The sequence below is a fragment of the Thalassolituus sp. ST750PaO-4 genome (genome assembly GCF_020320405.1).
In the GTDB taxonomy this organism is placed as follows: domain Bacteria; phylum Pseudomonadota; class Gammaproteobacteria; order Pseudomonadales; family Oceanobacteraceae; genus Venatoribacter; species Venatoribacter alkanivorans.
This window is the reverse complement of sequence record NZ_JABVCB010000007.1, coordinates 415,600-435,032: the sequence shown is the minus strand read 5'-3', so window position 1 is coordinate 435,032 and position 19,433 is coordinate 415,600. Positions and strand designations below refer to the sequence as shown.

General features: G+C 53.0%; 13 protein-coding genes, 3 tRNA genes and 2 riboswitches. Of the genes, 9 read left to right on the top strand and 7 right to left on the bottom strand.

Going from position 1 to position 19,433, the window contains the following annotated elements; genetic code table 11:
- The gene (locus tag HUF18_RS07820; protein WP_145469470.1) at positions 1-660 is read right to left on the bottom strand and encodes a GntR family transcriptional regulator; all 660 of its coding nucleotides are present in this window, start codon (positions 658-660) and stop codon (positions 1-3) included.
- Between the two features lie 280 nt (positions 661-940).
- Here HUF18_RS07820 and HUF18_RS07815 point away from each other — a divergent pair, with 280 nt between their 5' ends.
- Positions 941-2,062, top strand: a complete 1,122-nt coding sequence (locus HUF18_RS07815) for an alkane 1-monooxygenase (protein WP_225691749.1) — start codon at positions 941-943, stop codon at positions 2,060-2,062.
- Between the two features lie 27 nt (positions 2,063-2,089).
- Here HUF18_RS07815 and HUF18_RS07810 read toward each other — a convergent pair whose 3' ends face one another.
- Positions 2,090-2,947 carry a DMT family transporter gene (locus HUF18_RS07810; RefSeq protein WP_255605907.1) on the bottom strand — a complete coding sequence of 286 codons (858 nt, stop codon included), beginning with the start codon at positions 2,945-2,947 and terminating at the stop codon, positions 2,090-2,092.
- Between the two features lie 365 nt (positions 2,948-3,312).
- On the opposite strand from HUF18_RS07810, the gene HUF18_RS07805 reads away from it, so the two are divergent.
- Together HUF18_RS07805 and HUF18_RS07800 are read left to right on the top strand one after the other, a co-directional pair.
- Positions 3,313-4,155 (top strand): formate/nitrite transporter family protein, encoded by an 843-nt coding sequence (locus HUF18_RS07805; RefSeq protein WP_225691748.1) that lies wholly within the window; start codon positions 3,313-3,315, stop codon positions 4,153-4,155.
- 109 nt (positions 4,156-4,264) lie between these two features.
- Positions 4,265-6,010: a bifunctional protein-serine/threonine kinase/phosphatase gene (locus HUF18_RS07800; protein WP_225691747.1), complete on the top strand. Its 1,746-nt coding sequence runs from the start codon at positions 4,265-4,267 to the stop codon at positions 6,008-6,010.
- A 12-nt stretch (positions 6,011-6,022) separates the two neighbouring features.
- Here the strand turns inward: HUF18_RS07800 and HUF18_RS07795 are convergent, their stop codons facing one another.
- The 3 genes from HUF18_RS07795 to fadB form a co-directional block, all read right to left on the bottom strand.
- On the bottom strand, positions 6,023-6,643 hold the full coding sequence (locus HUF18_RS07795; protein ID WP_225691746.1) for a trimeric intracellular cation channel family protein: 621 nt from the start codon (positions 6,641-6,643) through the stop codon (positions 6,023-6,025).
- A gap of 22 nt (positions 6,644-6,665) precedes the next feature.
- Positions 6,666-6,774: riboswitch (glycine riboswitch) on the bottom strand.
- A riboswitch (glycine riboswitch) is annotated at positions 6,775-6,888 on the bottom strand. It lies immediately after the preceding riboswitch.
- 445 nt (positions 6,889-7,333) lie between these two features.
- Complete coding sequence (gene fadA / locus HUF18_RS07790) at positions 7,334-8,509, bottom strand: acetyl-CoA C-acyltransferase FadA (RefSeq protein WP_145469464.1); 1,176 nt, start codon at positions 8,507-8,509, stop codon at positions 7,334-7,336.
- 24 nt (positions 8,510-8,533) lie between these two features.
- Complete coding sequence (fadB, locus tag HUF18_RS07785; protein ID WP_145469537.1) at positions 8,534-10,681, bottom strand: fatty acid oxidation complex subunit alpha FadB; 2,148 nt, start codon at positions 10,679-10,681, stop codon at positions 8,534-8,536.
- A 489-nt stretch (positions 10,682-11,170) separates the two neighbouring features.
- Here fadB and HUF18_RS07780 point away from each other — a divergent pair, with 489 nt between their 5' ends.
- The gene (locus HUF18_RS07780) at positions 11,171-11,962 is read left to right on the top strand and encodes a hypothetical protein (RefSeq protein ID WP_145469463.1); all 792 of its coding nucleotides are present in this window, start codon (positions 11,171-11,173) and stop codon (positions 11,960-11,962) included.
- 83 nt (positions 11,963-12,045) lie between these two features.
- Here the strand turns inward: HUF18_RS07780 and HUF18_RS07775 are convergent, their stop codons facing one another.
- Positions 12,046-12,516 (bottom strand): hypothetical protein, encoded by a 471-nt coding sequence (locus tag HUF18_RS07775; protein ID WP_225691745.1) that lies wholly within the window; start codon positions 12,514-12,516, stop codon positions 12,046-12,048.
- Complete coding sequence (locus HUF18_RS07770; RefSeq protein ID WP_225691744.1) at positions 12,513-14,417, bottom strand: ATP-binding cassette domain-containing protein; 1,905 nt, start codon at positions 14,415-14,417, stop codon at positions 12,513-12,515. Before HUF18_RS07770 ends, HUF18_RS07775 begins: the two co-directional genes overlap by 4 nt.
- A 223-nt stretch (positions 14,418-14,640) precedes the next feature.
- Here HUF18_RS07770 and HUF18_RS07765 point away from each other — a divergent pair, with 223 nt between their 5' ends.
- From HUF18_RS07765 to HUF18_RS07745, 5 genes are all read left to right on the top strand, one after another.
- Complete coding sequence (locus HUF18_RS07765; RefSeq protein WP_225691743.1) at positions 14,641-15,780, top strand: efflux RND transporter periplasmic adaptor subunit; 1,140 nt, start codon at positions 14,641-14,643, stop codon at positions 15,778-15,780.
- A 3-nt stretch (positions 15,781-15,783) separates the two neighbouring features.
- Positions 15,784-18,933, top strand: a complete 3,150-nt coding sequence (locus HUF18_RS07760; protein WP_225691742.1) for an efflux RND transporter permease subunit — start codon at positions 15,784-15,786, stop codon at positions 18,931-18,933.
- Positions 18,934-19,082: 149 nt separating this feature from the next.
- Positions 19,083-19,158 (top strand) — tRNA-Val (locus HUF18_RS07755).
- A 42-nt stretch (positions 19,159-19,200) separates the two neighbouring features.
- Positions 19,201-19,277: transfer RNA gene (locus HUF18_RS07750), tRNA-Asp, on the top strand.
- 59 nt (positions 19,278-19,336) lie between these two features.
- Positions 19,337-19,412 (top strand) — tRNA-Val (locus HUF18_RS07745).
- Positions 19,413-19,433: the final 21 nt, after the last annotated feature.

Below are 19,433 nucleotides of genomic sequence, written 5' to 3'. Positions count from 1 at the left end.
TCAGGCCTCCTCAGCCATCGCTGCCAGTACCAGTTCGCGCTGGTGCTGGCCATAGTTCTGTAGTAATCCCGGCAGGGCACGCAGGTTGCGTTTTAACACGGCATCCATCAAACCGGCAAAAAAGCGCGCGGCATACTCCGTTTCCTGCGGCGAGCGGCGGATCGCCAGCGCATAGGTGCGATGCAGCGCCGGCTGCAGATCTTCCAGCACTTCCGCCAGATACTGATTACCGGCGATAGCAAATGCCATGCGCATAAGGACAAAACCGGATTCAACAAAGGCGACTTTGTCTTCGCTTTGCTGCAGTTCCTGAATAATCTGCACTTGCGCCAGCAACGGCCGGATATTGTTATCAGTCCAGTTTTCCGCAACCCGCTGTGCCAGCATCGTCAGCAGGTCGATGTACAGATCGTACAGGCTGTTAACGCCCTGTTCGGTCAGTGTGGTCACCACGGCACCACGGCGCGGCAGAATATCAATCAGATGGCGGCTTTCGAGTATCAGCAGGGCTTCACGCACCGAGCCACGGCTGACTTCCAGCTCACTGACCACGCGGGTTTCCTGAATACGCTCACCGGATGTCAGCTGCCCCTGAATAATGCGTTGCGCCAGATAGCGGGCAATCTGTTCGGAAAGGCTTTCAGGCGCAGAAAAACTCATCGGGGTCTGTTCCATACTGATAAAAAAACCGGCGGCGATATTAGCACAGAATGCTGCACAACCGGGCTATGCCATAGCGTCTGCAGCGCATTCCTGCGTCCGGTGATGCCCATCCTGCCAACATTAACAACGGATCACCCGAAATGACGCAATTGCCTGTACCACCAACTCCCGCTCCGCTGCAGGCTGACCGCAAATGACCAGAGAATAAGACGGATATCACCGCAAGATTGTCCGACAATCCTACAAATAATAACAACAACCCCATGAGGAGATGTCGATGTCTGAACAAGCACCAGGCTCACGTATGCTGACGTTTAAAAAATACGCCTACCTGCTGGTCGTGGTTCCGCCATTGCTGCTGCCACTGTCGCAATGGCTGTGGCAAAACATTGGTTACGCCAACCTGCTCGCCTTCTTTCCGTTGCTGTTTGTTTACGGCATTGTCCCCATCCTTGACCACATTATTGGCCAGGACCCGGTGAATCCGGATGAAACACGGGAAGTGCCGAAGCTGTCGGAAGAGCGTTTTTACCGCCTGCTGACGCTGCTGTGCCTGCCGATGCAGCTGGCGGTTCTGTTTTATGCCGGACACGTTTTTGTAAGCGCAGAGCTGAACTGGGTCGGACAACTCGGCTGGTTACTTTCTCTCGGCACCGTGGGCGCCATTGTCGCCATTAATGTCGGTCATGAACTGATTCATAAAGACCCCAGACTTGAGCAATGGGCCGGTGGTCTGTTACTGGCCTGCGTTTCTTATGGTGGCTTTAAGGTTGAGCACGTACGCGGCCATCATGTGCATGTTTCAACACCGGCCGATGCTTCTTCTTCACGCTACGGTCAGAGCCTGTATCAGTTTTTGCCCCATGCTTATCTGCACAACTTTCTCAATGCCTGGAAACTGGAAGCCAAACGTCTGCGTCATAAAGGCCACTTGCCGTTCAGCTGGCGTAATGAACTGATCTGGTGGTATGGCTTCAGCCTTTTACTGGCAGCGGTATGTGGAGCTCTATGGGGCTGGATGGGGGTGTTTTTCTTTGCTGCCCAGAGCTTCTTTGCCTTCAGCCTGCTGGAAGTGATCAACTACGTTGAACACTACGGCCTGCACCGCCGCAAGCTGGACAATGGCCGTTACGAGCGTCCGGATATCGAACACTCCTGGAACAGCAACTACCTGCTCACCAATCTGTTCCTGTTCCAGCTGCAGCGTCATTCCGATCACCACGCGTATCCGAAGCGTCGCTATCAGGTACTGCGCCATCACGATGTCAGCCCACAGCTGCCCAGTGGTTACGCCACCATGGTGGTGCTGGCCCTGATTCCGCCACTGTGGTTTAAGGTAATGAACCCCCGCGTTGAAGGTTACTACAAAGGTGAAGAGCATCAGCTGCAAGGCAGCTGACAGACAGCCCCTGAACAGGACACCGGCTCAGTACAACGCCAGACCCGCCGTGGCAACAATGATCAGCAGCATCAGCAGCAGTTGCCACGGCTTTACTTTCTCACCGAACAACCACACGCCCCAGCAGGCCGCACCGATAATGCCGACGCCACGCTTAACGGTTTCAACAATGCCCGGATGAATCTCCGTTACCGCCAGCCACTGGCCGCTGACCGCCAGCACAAACACCAGTAAAGCCAGCGCCATTAATCCCCATGGGCCGGAATAACGCGGCACAGACAAACGATCACGGCGGCGTAATGAATCAACGCTATAGGCCAGCAATAACACCAGGCACATACCGGCACTCTGAATCAGGCCGTGAAAAAAGACCGTGGCCGATGTCAGTGCCATCTTGTCAAAGACAATGCCCGTTCCCCAGCACAGAGCGACGACCAGCATCAGCCCCAAACCCGCACCGGCTTCTTTTGGCCTGAGCAATAAATTCCAGCCCGAATGCAGCAGAAAAATCGCCAGCACAATGCTCAGCATCGCCAGCAACTGCACCCCGCTTAACCGCTCCCCCAGCAAACCCGCGCTGAGCACTGCTGCCACAACCGGCGTAAACGACAGCACCGGCACCAGCAAGGCAATACGGCCGACGCTGAGTGCTTTGATATAGCAGACACTGGCCAGTGCTGATACCAGCAACGACACCGGCCCCGGAAGCCAGTAACCCGCCTCCGGCAGTGACGCCCCCTGAGACAACCACAACAACAGATAAAGCGGAGTAACGCCGGCACTGAGCCAGATAGCCAGAGTCAGCGGCTGTGCATGAGCCGTCAGTTTTTTGCGCGCCAGATCGAACAGCGACCAGGCCAGCGCAGATAACAACATAAACGACATAGCAGTCCCGGTGATGATAAATAAAGCCATCTTACGTGTTCACCGGACCGACGTCAGCGACCTGCTGAAAATGAATCAGGACGATGCACTCTGTTTTTTTATTGCGCAAAAAGGGGGCAACTGAAAAAGATAACAACCCGGATGTACGATAAAAACCCGGATAAATGCCAGCGGGCAGCAAAAAAATAAAACTGGCACGTCTTCTGCTGAACATATTGCATTCCACATCAACGGCGATATGGAACACAACCTGAATTTCCGGATAACGGCGTCCACTCCGCTTGCATACTGCAGGTGGATGGGACGCCGTTTTTTATTTCCGGACAGCTGTTGAGCAATTTCTTAAACGTTAATGAGGTAATGCTATGTCTTATCTGATGCCTGCCGAGTTTGCCACCAAAATGGTAGATGCCGGTGAAGCAAAAATTTATATGTCGACCCGCGATACACTGGTACGCGCTTTTATGGCCGGTGCCATTCTCGCTCTTGCAGCGGTTTTTGCTGTCAGCGTTGCCGTTGCAACCGGTTCACATCTGATTGGTTCCATTCTGTTTCCCGTTGGTTTCTGCATGCTTTATCTGATGGGCTTTGATCTGCTCACCGGTGTATTTATGCTGACGCCGCTGGCCTGGCTGGATCGTCGTCCCGGTGTTACCTGGGGGCAGATTCTGCGTAACTGGGGACTGGTTTTTCTCGGTAATTTTGGCGGCGCGTTAACCGTTGCTTTCCTGATGTCATTTATTTTCACCTACGGCTACAACACCGACGGTGGTGCTATTGCTGAAAAAGTTGCTCATATCGGTGAAGCCCGTACTCTGGGTTACGCTCAATACGGTGCAGCCGGCTGGTTTACCATTTTTATCCGCGGCATGCTGTGTAACTGGATGGTTTCTATGGGTGTTGTCGGCGCCATGATTTCCACCAATGTCAGCGGTAAAGTAATCGCCATGTGGATGCCGATTATGCTGTTCTTTTTTATGGGTTTTGAACATTCCGTCGTTAATATGTTTCTGTTTCCGTTCGGCCTGATTATGGGCGGTGAATTCTCGGTAATGGATTATTTTATCTGGAATGAAATTCCAACCGCATTGGGTAATCTGGTGGGTGGGCTGGCCTTTACCGGTTTAACCCTGTACGCCACCCACGTTCGTACTGCCAAAAAACGTGCGCTGATGTCAGCACAGACCCAGGCTCAGCCACAGATGTAAATTCTGGGCTTTATAAAGCTCAGGTCATAAACACCAGCCATAAACCCTGGCCATAAACCCTGGTAATGCTTGCCGGGGTTTTATGGCTGACAGTCTGCAGCGATGATTTATGCCCTCTCTCCGTATTCAGCTTGGCCAGTATTCCTGCGCAGGACGCAAAGCCGTTAATCAGGATTTTCACGGCGCCTGTCTTGCCGATACCCTGCAGAAAGAACGCAAGGGTATTGCCATTGCTCTGGCCGATGGTATCAGCAGCAGTAATGTCAGCCAGATTGCCAGCGCCGCTGCCGTTAAAAGTTTTCTTGAAGATTATTACTGCACCCCTGATGTATGGAGTGTGCGTAAATCAGCGCAGCGGGTTATTCAGGCCAGTAATTCCTGGCTTTACAGTCAGACGCGGCGCAGTCAGTACGCCTGGGAGCGGGATAAAGGCTATATCTGTACTTTTTCGGCGCTGATTCTGAAATCCACTCAGGCGCATATTTTTCATTGCGGTGACTGCCGCGTTTATCATCTGCAGGGACACTCGCTGGAGCAATTAACCCAGGATCACCGGGTACAGATTTCTGCCGAACAAAGCTATTTAGCCCGCGCGCTGGGCATGGATCAGCAGCTGGACATTGATTACCACAACATGCCACTGACTGCCGGCGATGTTTTTATTCTCGCCACCGATGGCCTGTATGAGTTTGTCAGCCACGGACAAATCACAGAAGCCATTGCACAGGCACTGAGAATTAACAGCGACAACAGTCTCGAACTCTGTGCACAGCAACTCGCTGAACTGGCATTGAACCAGGGCAGCGACGACAATATCAGCATTCAGCTGGTATATATTACCTCACTGCCCGATACCAACATTAATGAATGGCAGCAGCAATTACAGCAGCTGACGTTACCACCGGTACTGGATGAAGGCGCAGAATTCGATGGTTTTACCCTGCTGCGCCGTTTGCATATCAGTAGCCGCAGTCATGTGTATCTGGCCCGCGATCAGGACAGTGGTGAAAAAGTCGTTTTAAAATTTCCGGCCTCAGATATTCAGGCCGACAGCGCCAGCCTTGAACGTTTTCTGCTGGAAGACTGGATTGCCCGGCGCATCGACAGTCCCTGCGTATTGGCAGCGGCACAGAACAACCGGCCAAAGCAGTATTTATACAACGCCACGGAATGGATTGAAGGCCAGACACTGCGCCAGTGGATGCTGGATAACCCGCGGCCCGGTTTAATTAAAGTACGGGATATCGTCGCCCAGATAGCAAAAGGCTTAAGAGCTTTTCACCGGCTGGAAATGCTGCATCAGGATTTAAAGCCCGACAATATTATGATTGATGCTAACGGTTGCATAAAAATCATTGATTTTGGTGCCGTGCAGGTCGCCGGTCTGGCAGAAACGCATCAGTCTCCGGCGGAAAATCCTTTTCCGGGCACCGTGCAATATATGGCGCCGGAGTATTTCTGCGACGGTTATACCGGCACGCATTCCGACCTGTTTTCTCTCGCCGTCATCACCTATCAGATGCTCAGCGGCGGCGAACTGCCTTACGGTTTAAACGTCGCGAAAGCGCGGACGGTGCATGCGCAGCGACGCCTGCAATACCGCCCGCTGGCCATACCTGGCCGTAACATACCGCCGTGGATCGACACCGCTCTGGCAAAAGCATTGCAGCCTCTGCCACATAAACGCAGTGCGGAGTTATCTGAATTTATTTTTAATCTGAACCAGCCCGCTGAGGATTATTTGCGTCAGCAGAAGCCACCGTTAATGGAACGCGATCCTCTGCTGTTCTGGCAATCAACCACCGCCATACTGCTGCTGACGGTGGTCTGGCTGAGCTGGAAACTGCTGCAATAGCCCGCAATTATTTCAGTTCTGCCAGCGCTCAGGGGCATAGGAAAATACCGGTAACGACCAGCGCCAGCGAATAGCTGCCAGACGCATGGCCAGACCAACGGAAAAAGCCGCCAGCATGGTGACGCTTTCATTCACACCAAAATGCAGCAAGGTTAAATACAGCAGCGCGACCAGTAAAGAAACGCTGGCGTATAACTCGTGGCACAACACCTGTGGGGTCTGATTACAGAGAATATCGCGCAGAATACCACCAAAAATACCGGTAATAATGCCCGCCATAACCACCACCGGCAGACTGTAATCCAGCTTCAGCGCAACATTGCAGCCGATAATGGTAAAGGCCACTAAGCCCATGGCATCAAGAATTAAAAACAAACGCTGTAAACGATGCATAAAACGCGCAACCACCATGGTCAGCAAACCGGCGGATACCGTGAGATAAATATAAGGGGGATGCTGAGTCCAGGTAACCGGGAAATTACCCAGCAGGACATCACGCACAGTGCCACCACCCAGCGCCGTTAAAAAGGCGATTAAGGCAACACCAAACATATCCATATTACGACGACCGGCGGCGAGCGCTCCGGACATGGCTTCAGCGGTAATAGCAATTAAATAGACAGTGGTCAGCACACAGAACTCCTGCGTAACCTGTGCCCCTCCCCCTGTCCTGTGTACCTGAGAGTTTAACCGTACGGAATGGTCCGCCGGCTTGCTCCTTCGGTGGACTGCATCAGGTGCAGCCTCTCTCCAGATGGCCTATCAATGAACCCGCAGTCCGGTAGCCTGAGCGTTTATGGGAGTTTGCGCCTTCGGCGGGTGTACGGCTGAATGCCAGCTTAGTGACAAATAACACACCACTCTCCTGCGGGGCCGCCATTGTAGACAATCGGGCCACAGAACACCAGACGCTGAACGAATGATCAGTTTTATATCCCCGCCAGCCTGAATCGCAGACATAAAAAAACCGGCCGAAGCCGGTTTTTTGTATCTGGAAAGCAATGCTTTCTGGGCGTTGCGAGCGACGGTCAGCCGCGGCGGAAGCTTCTGAGAAAGCGCAATGTAGATGTCCTACCTGAGGCAGATTTTTGCTCCTGCAAAATCTGCATTTCCGCCATCCATGGCGGTCATATTCCGAAACCCTGCAGGCACAAAAAAACCGGCCGAAGCCGGTTTTTTTGTATCTGGAAAGCAATGCTTTCTGGGCGTTGCGAGCGACGGTCAGCCGCGGCGGAAGTTTCTGAGAAAGCGCAATGTAGATGTCCTACCTGAGCATTTCGAAGAAACTTCCAACAAAGGCTGGCCGAGCGCAGCAGACCAGAATTACATACGCTCCCAAACGGTCGCGATACCCTGGCCTAAACCAATACACATGGTAGACACGCCGTACTTACCACCTTCCTGCTCAAGCACGTTGATCAGAGTGGTAGAGATACGCGCACCGGAACAACCCAGTGGGTGACCCAGAGCGATGGCACCGCCATGAATATTTACACGGCTGTCAGCGATTTCGGTCAGTTTCAGATCCTTGATGCAAGGCAGAGACTGAGCACCGAAAGCTTCGTTCAGCTCCCAGTAATCGATATCGGTAACGTCCAGACCAGCGCGCTTCAGTGCTTTCTTGGTCGCAGGAACCGGGCCGTAACCCATGATCGCTGCATCAACACCGGCAACCGCCATACCAATGATACGGGCACGTGGCTTGAGGCCCAGTTCCATTGCTTTCTCGTAGCTCATCAGCAGCATGGCTGATGCACCATCGGTGATCTGAGAAGAAGTACCGGCAGTGACGGTACCGCTCTTAGGATCGAAAGCAGGACGCAGGTTGCCCAGGCTTTCAACAGTGGTTTCCGGACGAATAGTTTCGTCTTCGGTTACCAGAATCTGTTTGCCTTCGGCATCGTGGCCGTACATCGGAACGATTTCGTTCTTGAACTTGCCTTCCAGGGTCGCTTTGTGAGCCAGACGGTGAGAACGCGCGGCGAACTCATCCTGCTGCTGACGGGTAATACCGTGCATTTTGCCCAGCATTTCCGCAGTCAGACCCATCATGTTGGATGCTTTAGCGAAGTGCTTTGAAGACTCAGGGTTGTGGTCAAAACCGTGCTGCATGTTCACGTGACCCATGTGTTCAACACCACCAACAACGAATACATCGCCGTTACCGGTCTGAATAGCCTGAGCCGCAGTGTGGATAGCAGACATTGCAGAACCACACAGACGGTTAACAGTCTGAGCACCCGCTTCTTTAGGCACAACAGTCAGCAGACCGATCTGACGTGCAACGTTGAAGCCCTGTTCCAGAGTCTGGTTTACACAGCCCCAGATAACGTCTTCAACCAGAGCAGGATTTACGCCCGGGTTACGTTCGAACAATGCGTTGATCAGATTTGCAGAAATGGTTTCCGCACGTACGTTGCGGAATACGCCACCTTTGGAACGACCCATAGGTGAGCGCACTGCATCAACAACAACAACGTCTTTTGGATTGTAAGACATGGTTTAAATCTCCTAGTGCGCCTATTAACCGAAGTAGCTTTCGCCGTTCGCAGCCATTTCACGCATACGAGCGGTTGGTTTGTACAGATTGCCCAGGTCGGCGTACTTGTCGCACAGAGCAACAAACTCAGCCATACCAACGGAATCCATGTAACGGCACGCACCACCACGGAATGGAGGGAAACCAATACCGAAGATCAGACCCATATCGGCTTCTGCCGGAGTATCAACGATACCTTCTTCCAGACAGCGGGCGATCTCAATGCACATTGGGATCATGCAGCGCGCGATGATGTCTTCAGCTTCGAAGTCTTTCGCTTCAGCAACCACTGGCTTGATCAGATCGTAAGTGGTCTGATCAACAACTTTCTTCGGCTTGCCTTTCTTATCGGTTTCGTAAACGTAGAAACCTTTACCGTTCTTCTGGCCGTAACGTTCGTTTTCGAACATCACTTCCATAGAGGTTTTGAAGTCAGCCTTCATACGATCCGGGAAGCCTTCCGCCATTACTTCGTTGGCGTGAACACCGGTATCGATACCAACAACGTCCAGCAGGTATGCAGGACCCATTGGGAAACCGAATTTCTCCATTACTTTGTCGACTTTCTGGAAGTCAGCACCGTCGCGGACCAGACCAGCGAAACCAGCGAAGTAAGGGAACAGTACACGGTTAACCAGGAAGCCCGGGCAATCGTTTACAACGATCGGGGTTTTACCCATTTTCTTCGCGTAAGCAACCACAGTGGCCACAGCTTCAGGAGAAGTCTTGGCACCACGGATAACTTCAACCAGTGGCATCATGTGCACAGGGTTAAAGAAGTGCATACCCAGGAAGTTTTCAGGACGCTTCAGGTCAGCAGCCAGCAGGTCGATAGAAATGGTAGAAGTGTTAGACGTGATGATCGCATCTTCGCGAACTTTGTCTTCCAGCTCAGCCAGAACCATTTTCTTGACTTTAGGGTTTTCAACAACCGCTTCAACCACAGTGTCGACATCGCCGAATTCTGCATAAGACAGAGTAGGACGGATGCGGTTCAGGGTTTCACCCATCTGCAGAGGCTTCATTTTCTTACGCTCTACGCGCTTGGCCAGCAGCTTGTTCGCTTCGTTCAGGCCCAGCTCGATACCCGCTTCATTGATGTCTTTCATCATGATCGGGGTGCCTTTCAGCGCAGACTGGAAGGCAATACCGCCACCCATGATACCAGCGCCCAGCACAGCAGCTTTATTGGTTGGCTTAGCAGCCTTGTCGAATTCTTTTGCTTTCTTCTTCAGCAGCTGGTCGTTCATGAACAGACCGATCAGAGCGTTGCTTTCAGAAGTTTTTGCCAGTTGTGCAAAGCCTTTGGCTTCCACTTCCAGTGCTTTATCACGACCCATGTTGGCCGCTTTCTGCATGGATTTGATGGCAACGATTGGCGCTGGGTACTGACCTTTGGTCTGACCAGCAACGAAACCTTTAGCGGTTTCGAAAACCATCATCTGTTCCATCGTGTTCAGCTTCAGCTTGGAAGTTTTTTCTTCACGACGGGCCTGCCAGTTGATTTCGCCAGCAATGGCGGCTTTCAGCATGGCAACAGACTGTTCTTTCAGTTTGTCAGCAGCAACAACGGCATCAACTGCGCCGTCTTTCAGTGCTTTCTCAGGCTTGTTCTCAGCGCCCATGCAGATCCATTCGATCGCATTGTCAGCACCGATAACACGTGGCAGACGGACAGTACCGCCAAAACCAGGCATCAGACCCAGTTTAACTTCTGGCAGACCGATCTTGGCCTTGTCAGACATAACGCGCAGGTCGGTAGACAGACACATTTCGAAGCCGCCACCCAGAGCGATGCCATTAATAGCAGTCAGGGTAGGAACGGACAGATCTTCGATAGCACAGAAGATTTTGTTGGCTTCGAGGCCCCAGGCCACGATTTCTTCTTCGCTTTGCTTGAAGGCTTCACCGAATTCGGTGATATCCGCGCCGACGATAAATACGTCTTTACCAGATGTAACTAAAACGCCTTTAACGTCGCTGTTGCCTTGAATCGCTTCAACTGCTGCCTTCAGGTCTTCCAAAGTAACGCGGTTAAACTTGTTAACAGAGTCGCCTTGCAGATCGAATTTCAATTCGGCGATGCCGTCTTCGATCAAATTTACCGTGATGGCTTTACCTTCGTAAATCATCAACTGATCTCCACATGGTGGTTAGCTATTGACTGATCTGCCCGGAGGCGAATCAGCATTCTGCCTGTTGGTGAAACAACGCCCGCTGATGTTCATAAAACGAACAATTCATACGAGCGTTTGAATCTGAGTGGCACACATTCGGGGAAAGCGGTTGGAAAGTCAATAGAGAAGCAGGAATTGACGGGCATGCTGCTTATTTTCTGCACAAACCACGATCCTGAACGGCGCTATTTTAGCAGGTAAAGGGTCATTCGTGTTGAAAGACGATCACCTGACAGGTGGAAGTTATTCTGCCGGGCAGGAACCCGGTCACGGGTACGAGACCACAGACAACCACCGCTCTATCCTGGCGCATTAAGCTACTTTTTGTTCATTTTTGTTACAGTTTGTAATGTCCTATAGGGATAAAATGGCCTATCTCATACACTCCTTACGGAAAGGATGTAATTCTTTCACGACAACTATCTAAAACAAAAAGAAGAAAACATGATGCGTCTAGCCTTCAACACCGCACGACTGGTGGTTCTGTTGTTACTGAGCCAGGCCGCACTCGCGACCCCACAGCAATTACTGACCGATTTACAACATATGCGCCTTGCCGCAACCAACGCCGTCACCAACTTTTATATGTTTTCTGGTTTGGATGCCGACAGTAAATACGAGCGCCGTATTGATCAGAGCATGAAGAAATTCAATGACAGCCTGACCAGTGCCCGCCAGCTGGCTTCCATCAACGGCATGGGCGACAGTGTTGCCAGCATTGATGCCGACTGGAAGAAGCTGTCTGAGCTGATGATGATTAACCGCAACGACATGCTGAAGCAGGGCTATCCCAACGTCCGTCTGGTCGATGAAATGGGCCGTAAGAGCATGGAAATTGTGAATAAGGCATCGGATGCCTACAGCAAGCTGGAACAAAGCAGTGGCATTAAGCCCAGCCCAATCGTGCAGAAAGCCCGCGATCTTGCCTTACTGATGGAAGAAATTACCTCTCAGTATGCCGCCCGCGGTACGACCAACCTGGGCCAGGTATTTATGGGCAACTACTCCCGCACCCTGACCGAAATGGCCGAAGATTTTCAGCAACAGCTGACCGAGCTGGAAGGCATGATCAAATCACAGAAGACCGAAGTGCTGATGGGCAGTGTTAAAAGCAAATGGCGCTTTATGGAAGAGCGCATCAAGAATTACAACGAGAACACCGTACCGTTTCTGGTTGTAAGCTATAACGACCGTATCATTGAGCATCTGGAAGAGCTGGAGTCGATGTTCCAGTAAACGTTGCCTATAGCGGCTACACGCCATATAAAAAGCCCGCTCAGTGCGGGCTTTTTATTGTGCCGAATCGCTTAAAAAAGCGCTTAAAAAAACGCTTCCATAAAATGCTGATAGGCTGCTGCACTGGCCGTTTTGTTTTCAGCCGCCATCAGCGTCACGCGGTTGTCGTATACCTCCAGCATCAGCAGGTTATCCTGCAGCTGTGGCAACATACGGCTGATCAGTTCAGCATCAGCCGCACTGCCATGGTTATGCCAGCTCAGCCCTTCGGGCAAGCCTTCATTGTCCCAGCCCACCTGACCCACAACACGGAATTTAAGATCCCCGCCCTGCTGCTTACCGCGCCGTAACAGCGTATAGCTGGTACCGGGGATGTCATCACGGATACCGGTTTTGGCTGCGTCCGGTTTAAAGGTAAAGCTGCGTACCTGTAAACCACTGCGGATGGCTTCAAAACGCAAGGCCGCCAGACGGGTATCGCGCGGGCTGGGTTTCAGCCAGATGATGGAGCCAAACAGAGACAGCGCTACGGCCACCACAATCAGCCAGATCATAAGGTCATTTCCTCCAGCTCCAGCCAGCGTTCTTCCAGAGCTTCGAGCGCTGCTTCGGCATCTGCCAGCTGGGCCAGCACGGCCTGCACCTGTGCAGCGTCACCACTATAAAAATTGGCATCAGCAGTCTGAGCGGCCAACGCATCACGCTTTGCTTCCGCTGCGGCAATCTGTTCAGGCAGCAGATCCAGTTCGCGTTGCAGTTTGTACGACAGCTTTTTCTTTGGCTCTGCCGGCGCGATAGCTGAGGCCGGCTCATCTTTTTTAACGGCTTTTTCACTGGCGCCAGCTGGTGCGCTGCTGGCCTGTGTGGCGCGGGCTTTCATCCGTTCCTGCCAGTCGGAGTAACCACCAACCTGCTCGTCGATCACGCCGTTTTCACCGAACACCCACAACTGCGTAACCACGTTATCGATAAAGGCCCGGTCGTGGCTGACCAGCAGCAACGTGGCCTTATATTCCATCAGACGCTCTTCCAGTAATTCCAGGGTTTCCACGTCCAGATCGTTGGTCGGCTCATCCATCACCAGCAGGTTGCAGGGTTTCAGGAATAACTTGGCCAACAGCACACGGTTACGCTCCCCACCGGACAAAGCTTTAACCGGCGTACGTGCCCGCGCCGGGGCAAACAGAAAGTCGCCCAGGTAGCCAATGATATGACGGCTTTGGCCATTCACTTCGACCTGATCCTTACCATCGGCGACGTTATCGGCAATGGATTTTTCTTCGTCCAGCTGATGGCGGGCCTGATCAAAATAAGCAACTTCAAGTCTGGTACCACATTTAATGGTGCCGGACTGCGGCTCAAGCTTGCCCAGCAATAATTTCAGCAGCGTACTCTTACCCACGCCGTTGGGGCCAATCAGACCAATACGGTCACCGCGCATCACTGTGGTGGAGAAATCGTTCACCTGCATCACGTCTTTCCAGGCGTAGGTCAGATGTTCGATTTCAAATACCTGCTTACCGGAAGATTCCGCAGCATTCATGCTGATATTGGCACTGCCCTGCACTTCACGGCGGGCCTTGCGCTCTTTGCGCATTTCTTTTAACCGCTCAACCCGGCCTTCATTACGGGTACGACGCGCTTTAACGCCCTGGCGAATCCACTTTTCTTCTTCGCTCAGGCGCTTATCGAATAAGGCGTTCTGGGTGGCTTCGTCTTCCAGGCGTTTCTCGCGGTATTCAACAAAGCTCAGGTAGTCGCCCTGCCACTGATACAGGTGGCCACGATCAAGTTCAACAATACGGGTCGCCAGATTCTGTACAAAAGCCCGGTCGTGACTGATAAAGACCAGTGCGCCGTTGAACTGCTTCAGCTGCTCTTCCAGCCATTCGATGGTGGCCACGTCCATATGGTTGGTTGGCTCGTCGAGGATCAGCAGATCCGGCTCGACAACTAAAGCCCGGGCCAGCATCACCCGGCGCTGCCAACCACCAGACAGTTCAGAAAACATCGACTCGCCGGGCAGATTCAGCTTCTGGATAATGGCTTCCACTTTCTGCTGCCAGCGCCAGCCATCGGCGGCTTCGATACGGGTTTGCAGCTGCTCCAGTTTTTTCAGGTCAGCATCCGCGCCTTTAGCGCTTTCATCATGGTACTGGGCTATTGCCAGACCAACATCCCCCAGCCCTTCGGCAATTACATCGTAGACCGGCGTATGGGTGCTCTGCGGCAGTTCCTGCTGCAGTGCACTGACACGCAGCAGATCGCGATATTCCACCCGGCCATCATCCGGCTGTACCTGACGGTTAAGAATTTTCAGCAGCGTCGATTTACCTTCGCCATTGCGGCCAACCACACACAGACGCTCGCCGCTCTGAATATCAAGATCGACCTTATCGAGCAGAACGTGATCGCCAAACGCCAGCTCAGCCTGTTTCAAACGCACTAATACCATGGAGCCTTAACCTTACCGCCGGAGAAAAGGCCGACAGTATACAGAGGAAGCGCCATCACCGCGCGGCCAGAACCCGGTCCAATGGAAAAGCAACGTTTGTCCCAGATAAAAGACAGTCTGTTTTAAATGGATTTGCAAAAAAGGCTATTGCATCTGCTATCGGCAACCGTTAAACAGCTCCGTTGCCCTTTGTGCATTTCGTTCTCATAACCGGTACATAATAATGACAATACATCTGAATCAGGGACATATTGCCGCTCTGATCATCGCCCTGGCTTTTTTCATCTGGATGGGAGCCGGCTCCTTGTCCGACGACGCCCCATTTGAAAACCCACGCCCACTGGTGATGGACAGTGGCCTGACACGGGTTCAGGTTGAGCGGATGAAAGGTGAGCTGGTTAATCGCGACATCACTATTTCTGCTCATACGGCTGCCAACCGCCGGGTTGAACTGAAATCAGAAATCCGCGGCAAAGTGATTGCTATCCATAAAGACAAAGGTGCCGCTGTTAAAGAAGGTGAGCTGCTGCTGGAACTGGATGCCCGCGACTGGCCGGCACGGGTAAAACAGGCGGAAGCCAATCTGCAACAACGCCAGCTGGAAGCCCGCAGCGCCCGCCAGCTGAGTGAACGCGGCCTGGCCAACGAATCACAGCTGGCACAGGCTGCCACTGCGCTGGCCAATGCCGAAGCTGAGCTCACCAACGCCCGTATTCAGCTCAATGCCACCAAAATCCGCGCCCCTTTTACCGGTATTGTTGACCAGCGCATGGTTGAGATCGGCGATTTCGTCAAAGACAGCTCTCCTTTGCTGACCGTGCTCGATTTCACTCCATTTCTGGTAAAAGGCCAGGTGTCCGAACGCGACGCCGCCGACATTAATATCGGTGACGCCGGTTTTGCTGAGCTGATCAATGGCGACCGCGTCGATGGCCGTGTCCGATTTATCGCGGCCGAAGCCGATGCCAAAACCCGCACTTTCCCGCTGGAGCTGGAAATCAGTAATCCGGGCGGCAGTATGACCAGCGGCCTGACCGCCAAGCTGCATATTCCGCAACCAGCGACCTACGCCTACTTTATCTCTCCGGCATTGCTGATTCTGGACGATGAAGGCCAGTTGGGGCTGAAAGGTATTGATGAGCAAAACCGCGTGGTATTCCGCGGCGTTAACCTTTTAAAAGCCGATAACAAAGGCATCTGGGTTTACGGTCTGGGCTCTGAGGCCAACATCATCACCGTTGGTCAGGGCTTTGTGGAATACGGTCAGCAGGTTGAGCCCGTCTATATGCAAGACACCGAAATCAGTGCCCAGCCGGAAGCGCCCAAAGACGACGCTGACGCCACTGCCTTAAGTGCGGGGTAAGGTATGAATTCGCTGATTGATGCATCCCTGCAGCGTTCACGCACGGTACTGATGCTGTTTTGCCTGATTGCGTTGGTGGGTATTGCCACGCTGATCACGATTCCGAAAGAAAGTAACCCGGATATCACTGTTCCTTTTGTTTATGTATCGGTGGTGCACGATGGTATCGCACCGGAAGACGCCGACGCCCTGATTTACAAGCCGCTGGAAAAGGAGCTGCGCTCCCTCGACGGGCTGAAAGAAATGGTGTCTACCGCCACCAGTGGTCATCTGTCGATCACGCTGGAGTTTTACACCGACGTAAATATTGATCAGGCCCTACTCGATGTCCGCCAGAAAGTGGATGACGCCAAAGGTGAGTTGCCCACCGACAGCAAAGAACCCAAGGTAAAAGAAATCAACGTCGCCCTGTTTCCGGTGATGGTGGTGACCCTGTCCGGCGAAGTGAATGAATCGGCGCTCTATGCCGTGGCCGAAGATCTGCAGGACCGTCTCGAAGCCCTGCCCGGCGTACTCGAAGCCACGATTCAGGGTAAGCGTGACGAAATCGCCGAGATCATCGTCGACCCGGCGCGCATGGATAACTACAACCTGTCGTTTAACGATCTGGCCCGGCTGGTTGGCAATAACAACCAGCTGGTCGCCAGCGAGGATCTGGACACCGGCGCCGGACGTTTTGGCGTCAAGGTGCCCGGCCTGATTGAAAATATTCCCGACATTCTCAAACTACCGGTCAAAGCCGATGGCGACACCGTGGTGCTGTTTCAGGATATTGCGGTGGGCCGTCTGGCTTACAAAGACCGTAAAAATGCTGCCCGCGTGAATGGTAAGCCCGCCGTCACGCTGGAGATCAAAAAGCGCATCGGCTCCAACATCATCGACACCCTTGATCAGGTAAAAGGCATCATTAATGAAGTGAAGCCCTACTGGCCGGCCGGTATTGATGTGGGTGTAACCCAGGACGAGTCGGTACAGATCAAAGACATGCTCAACGATCTGTTCAATAACGTTCTGGTAGCAACATTACTGGTGATGATTCTGGTGCTCGGCAGTCTGGGTCTGCGCAGTTCGCTGATGGTCGGCATGGCCATTCCCGGTGCTTTTCTGATGGCGCTGATTGTGCTCAGCATGATGGGCTACACCCTGAATATGGTGGTGTTGTTCTCGCTGATTCTGTCCGTCGGCATGCTGGTTGACGGCGCCATCGTTGTGACCGAGTTTGCCGACCGGCGCCTGGCCGAAGGCGCGACCAAACTGCAGGCTTACAGCGAAGCGGCCAAGCGCATGGCCTGGCCAATTATCGCCTCGACAGCCACGACCCTGGCAGTCTTTCTGCCGCTGCTGTTCTGGCCCGGCACCACCGGCGAATTTATGAAATTCCTGCCGCTCACCCTGCTTTACACCCTGAGTGCTTCGCTGATTATGGCGTTGATTGTAGTGCCGACCATTGGCGCTGTTATGGGAAAGGATGGTCATCATAACAACGGTGCCCTGAGCGCCATCGAAGCCGCCGAACAAGGCCGCTTCGACGAGCTGAAAGGCTTTACCGGTGGTTATATTCGCCTGCTGTCGAAAGCTCTGAAGCACCCGCTGCAGGTGCTGGGTATGGCGATTGCGGCTCTGATTGGCTCTTTTGTGCTGTATGGCTCACTGGGACACGGCGTCGAGTTTTTCCCCGATGTGGATGCCGATATCGGCCTGGTCGATGTCCGTGCGCGCGGCAACCTGTCGCTGCTTGAGCGTGAAGAACTGGTACAGCAGGTGGAAAAACGCATTTTCGATATGGCCGAAATTCAATCGCTGTATACCGCCACCTTTGTCAAAGCGCCTTCGGATTCCGCTGCCGATGTGATTGGCCGCATTCAGATCGAACTGGTGAACTGGGAGCATCGCCGCTCCGCCAACCAGATTCTGGCCGACATTGAACACCGCACCGCCGATATTGCCGGCATCATTATTGAAACGCAGAAAAAAGAAGGTGGCCCGGCTGCCGGCGCCGATATCCAGCTGCAGTTTACCGCCGCCAGCAATGAAGCCATGGTGCCTCTGCTGGAAGAAGTAAAAGCCATCTTTAATGCAGACCCGGAACTGAAAGACGTGCGCGACGACCGGCCACTGGAAGGCATTGAATGGCAACTGCAGATTGACCGCGAAGAGGCCACCCGCTACGGCACGGATATAGCCAGCACCGGCGCCATGATCCGCATGATTACCGGCGGCCAGAAAGTCGGCACCTTCCAGCCGGATTTCAGTGATGACGAAGTTGAGATTCTGCTGCGCTATCCGCTGCAGACCCGCAGCATTGATCAGTTTGAAGCCTTTAATATCAGCACGCCTTATGGCCTGGTGCCGGTCAGCAACTTTATGCAGCGTAACGCCGTGCCGAAATCGGGCGATATTGTGCGTATTGATGGTAAGCGCCGCTATCGCTTAACCGCCAACGTCACCGAAGGCGTGAACGCAACGGAAAAGATCCAGCAGCTCAGTGAAAAAATCAAAGACCTCGACTGGCGTGGTGCCGGTGTCGAGCCCCGCTTCCGTGGCGACTTTGAGCAAATGGGCGAAACCGGTGCCTTCCTCGGCAAGGCCTTCGGAATTGCCCTGTTCCTGATGGCTACCATTCTGGTGACTCAGTTCAACAGCTTCTATCAGGCCGGTCTGATTATGAGTGCCATCATTCTGTCCATTGTCGGTGTACTGATTGGTCTGATGATCCGCGGTGAGCCATTTGGCATTGTGATGAGCGGCGTCGGTGTAATTGCCCTGGCCGGTATTGTGGTGAACAACAATATCGTTCTGATCGACACCTACAACGTGCTTATACGTCAGGGACTCGACCCGGTTGATGCCGCTCTGCGTACCGGTGCCCAGCGCCTGCGTCCGGTATTACTGACGGCGGTTACCACCGTTATTGGTCTGCTGCCGATGGTGATGCAGTGGAATATCGACCTGCTCAACCAGCACTTTACGGTAGGCGCGCCGTCGTCACAGTGGTGGACGCAGCTGTCGACGGCCATTGCCGGTGGCCTGACCTTTGCCACGGTACTGACGCTGATTCTGACGCCCTGTTTACTGGTTCTGGGGGAAAAACGTCATCTGCAGGCACGGCAAATGCCTGTCATCAGTGAAAGCAGTACTCAACCCTCAGCCTGATCAGGCTTTATACAATCGGCTGGTGTCTTTCCGGACACCGGCCGATTTTTTGAAGAATTTCCGCAAGTTACTGAAAAAAATCAAAAAAATCTCAGAAATAGCGTTGACATAAAGATCCGCGTGAGTAGAATGCCCACTCACTTTGCAGGGGGTGATTAGCTCAGCTGGGAGAGCATCTGCCTTACAAGCAGAGGGTCGGCGGTTCGATCCCGTCATCACCCACCAAGCTGCACAAGTGAATGATCCGTAAGGGTCGTATGAAAATATGGACTGGTAGTTCAGTTGGTTAGAATACCGGCCTGTCACGCCGGGGGTCGCGGGTTCGAGTCCCGTCCAGTCCGCCATTTCATTACCCTGACAGGTAATGATTGCAGTTAAGTGACAAAATTTAGTGACACATTTTGGGTGATTAGCTCAGCTGGGAGAGCATCTGCCTTACAAGCAGAGGGTCGGCGGTTCGATCCCGTCATCACCCACCATCATTCCTCTGGAATGATACA

Coding starts and splice junctions, on each gene's coding strand:
- fadB (WP_145469537.1), bottom strand. CDS start 10,681: ATGATTTACGAAGGTAAAGCCATCACGGTAAATTTGATCGAAGACGGC.
- HUF18_RS07815 (WP_225691749.1), top strand. CDS start 941: ATGTCTGAACAAGCACCAGGCTCACGTATGCTGACGTTTAAAAAATAC.
- HUF18_RS07810 (WP_255605907.1), bottom strand. CDS start 2,947: ATGTCGTTTATGTTGTTATCTGCGCTGGCCTGGTCGCTGTTCGATCTG.
- HUF18_RS07820 (WP_145469470.1), bottom strand. CDS start 660: ATGAGTTTTTCTGCGCCTGAAAGCCTTTCCGAACAGATTGCCCGCTAT.
- HUF18_RS07800 (WP_225691747.1), top strand. CDS start 4,265: ATGCCCTCTCTCCGTATTCAGCTTGGCCAGTATTCCTGCGCAGGACGC.
- HUF18_RS07770 (WP_225691744.1), bottom strand. CDS start 14,417: ATGGTATTAGTGCGTTTGAAACAGGCTGAGCTGGCGTTTGGCGATCAC.
- HUF18_RS07765 (WP_225691743.1), top strand. CDS start 14,641: ATGACAATACATCTGAATCAGGGACATATTGCCGCTCTGATCATCGCC.
- HUF18_RS07805 (WP_225691748.1), top strand. CDS start 3,313: ATGTCTTATCTGATGCCTGCCGAGTTTGCCACCAAAATGGTAGATGCC.
- HUF18_RS07760 (WP_225691742.1), top strand. CDS start 15,784: ATGAATTCGCTGATTGATGCATCCCTGCAGCGTTCACGCACGGTACTG.
- fadA (WP_145469464.1), bottom strand. CDS start 8,509: ATGTCTTACAATCCAAAAGACGTTGTTGTTGTTGATGCAGTGCGCTCA.
- HUF18_RS07775 (WP_225691745.1), bottom strand. CDS start 12,516: ATGATCTGGCTGATTGTGGTGGCCGTAGCGCTGTCTCTGTTTGGCTCC.
- HUF18_RS07780 (WP_145469463.1), top strand. CDS start 11,171: ATGATGCGTCTAGCCTTCAACACCGCACGACTGGTGGTTCTGTTGTTA.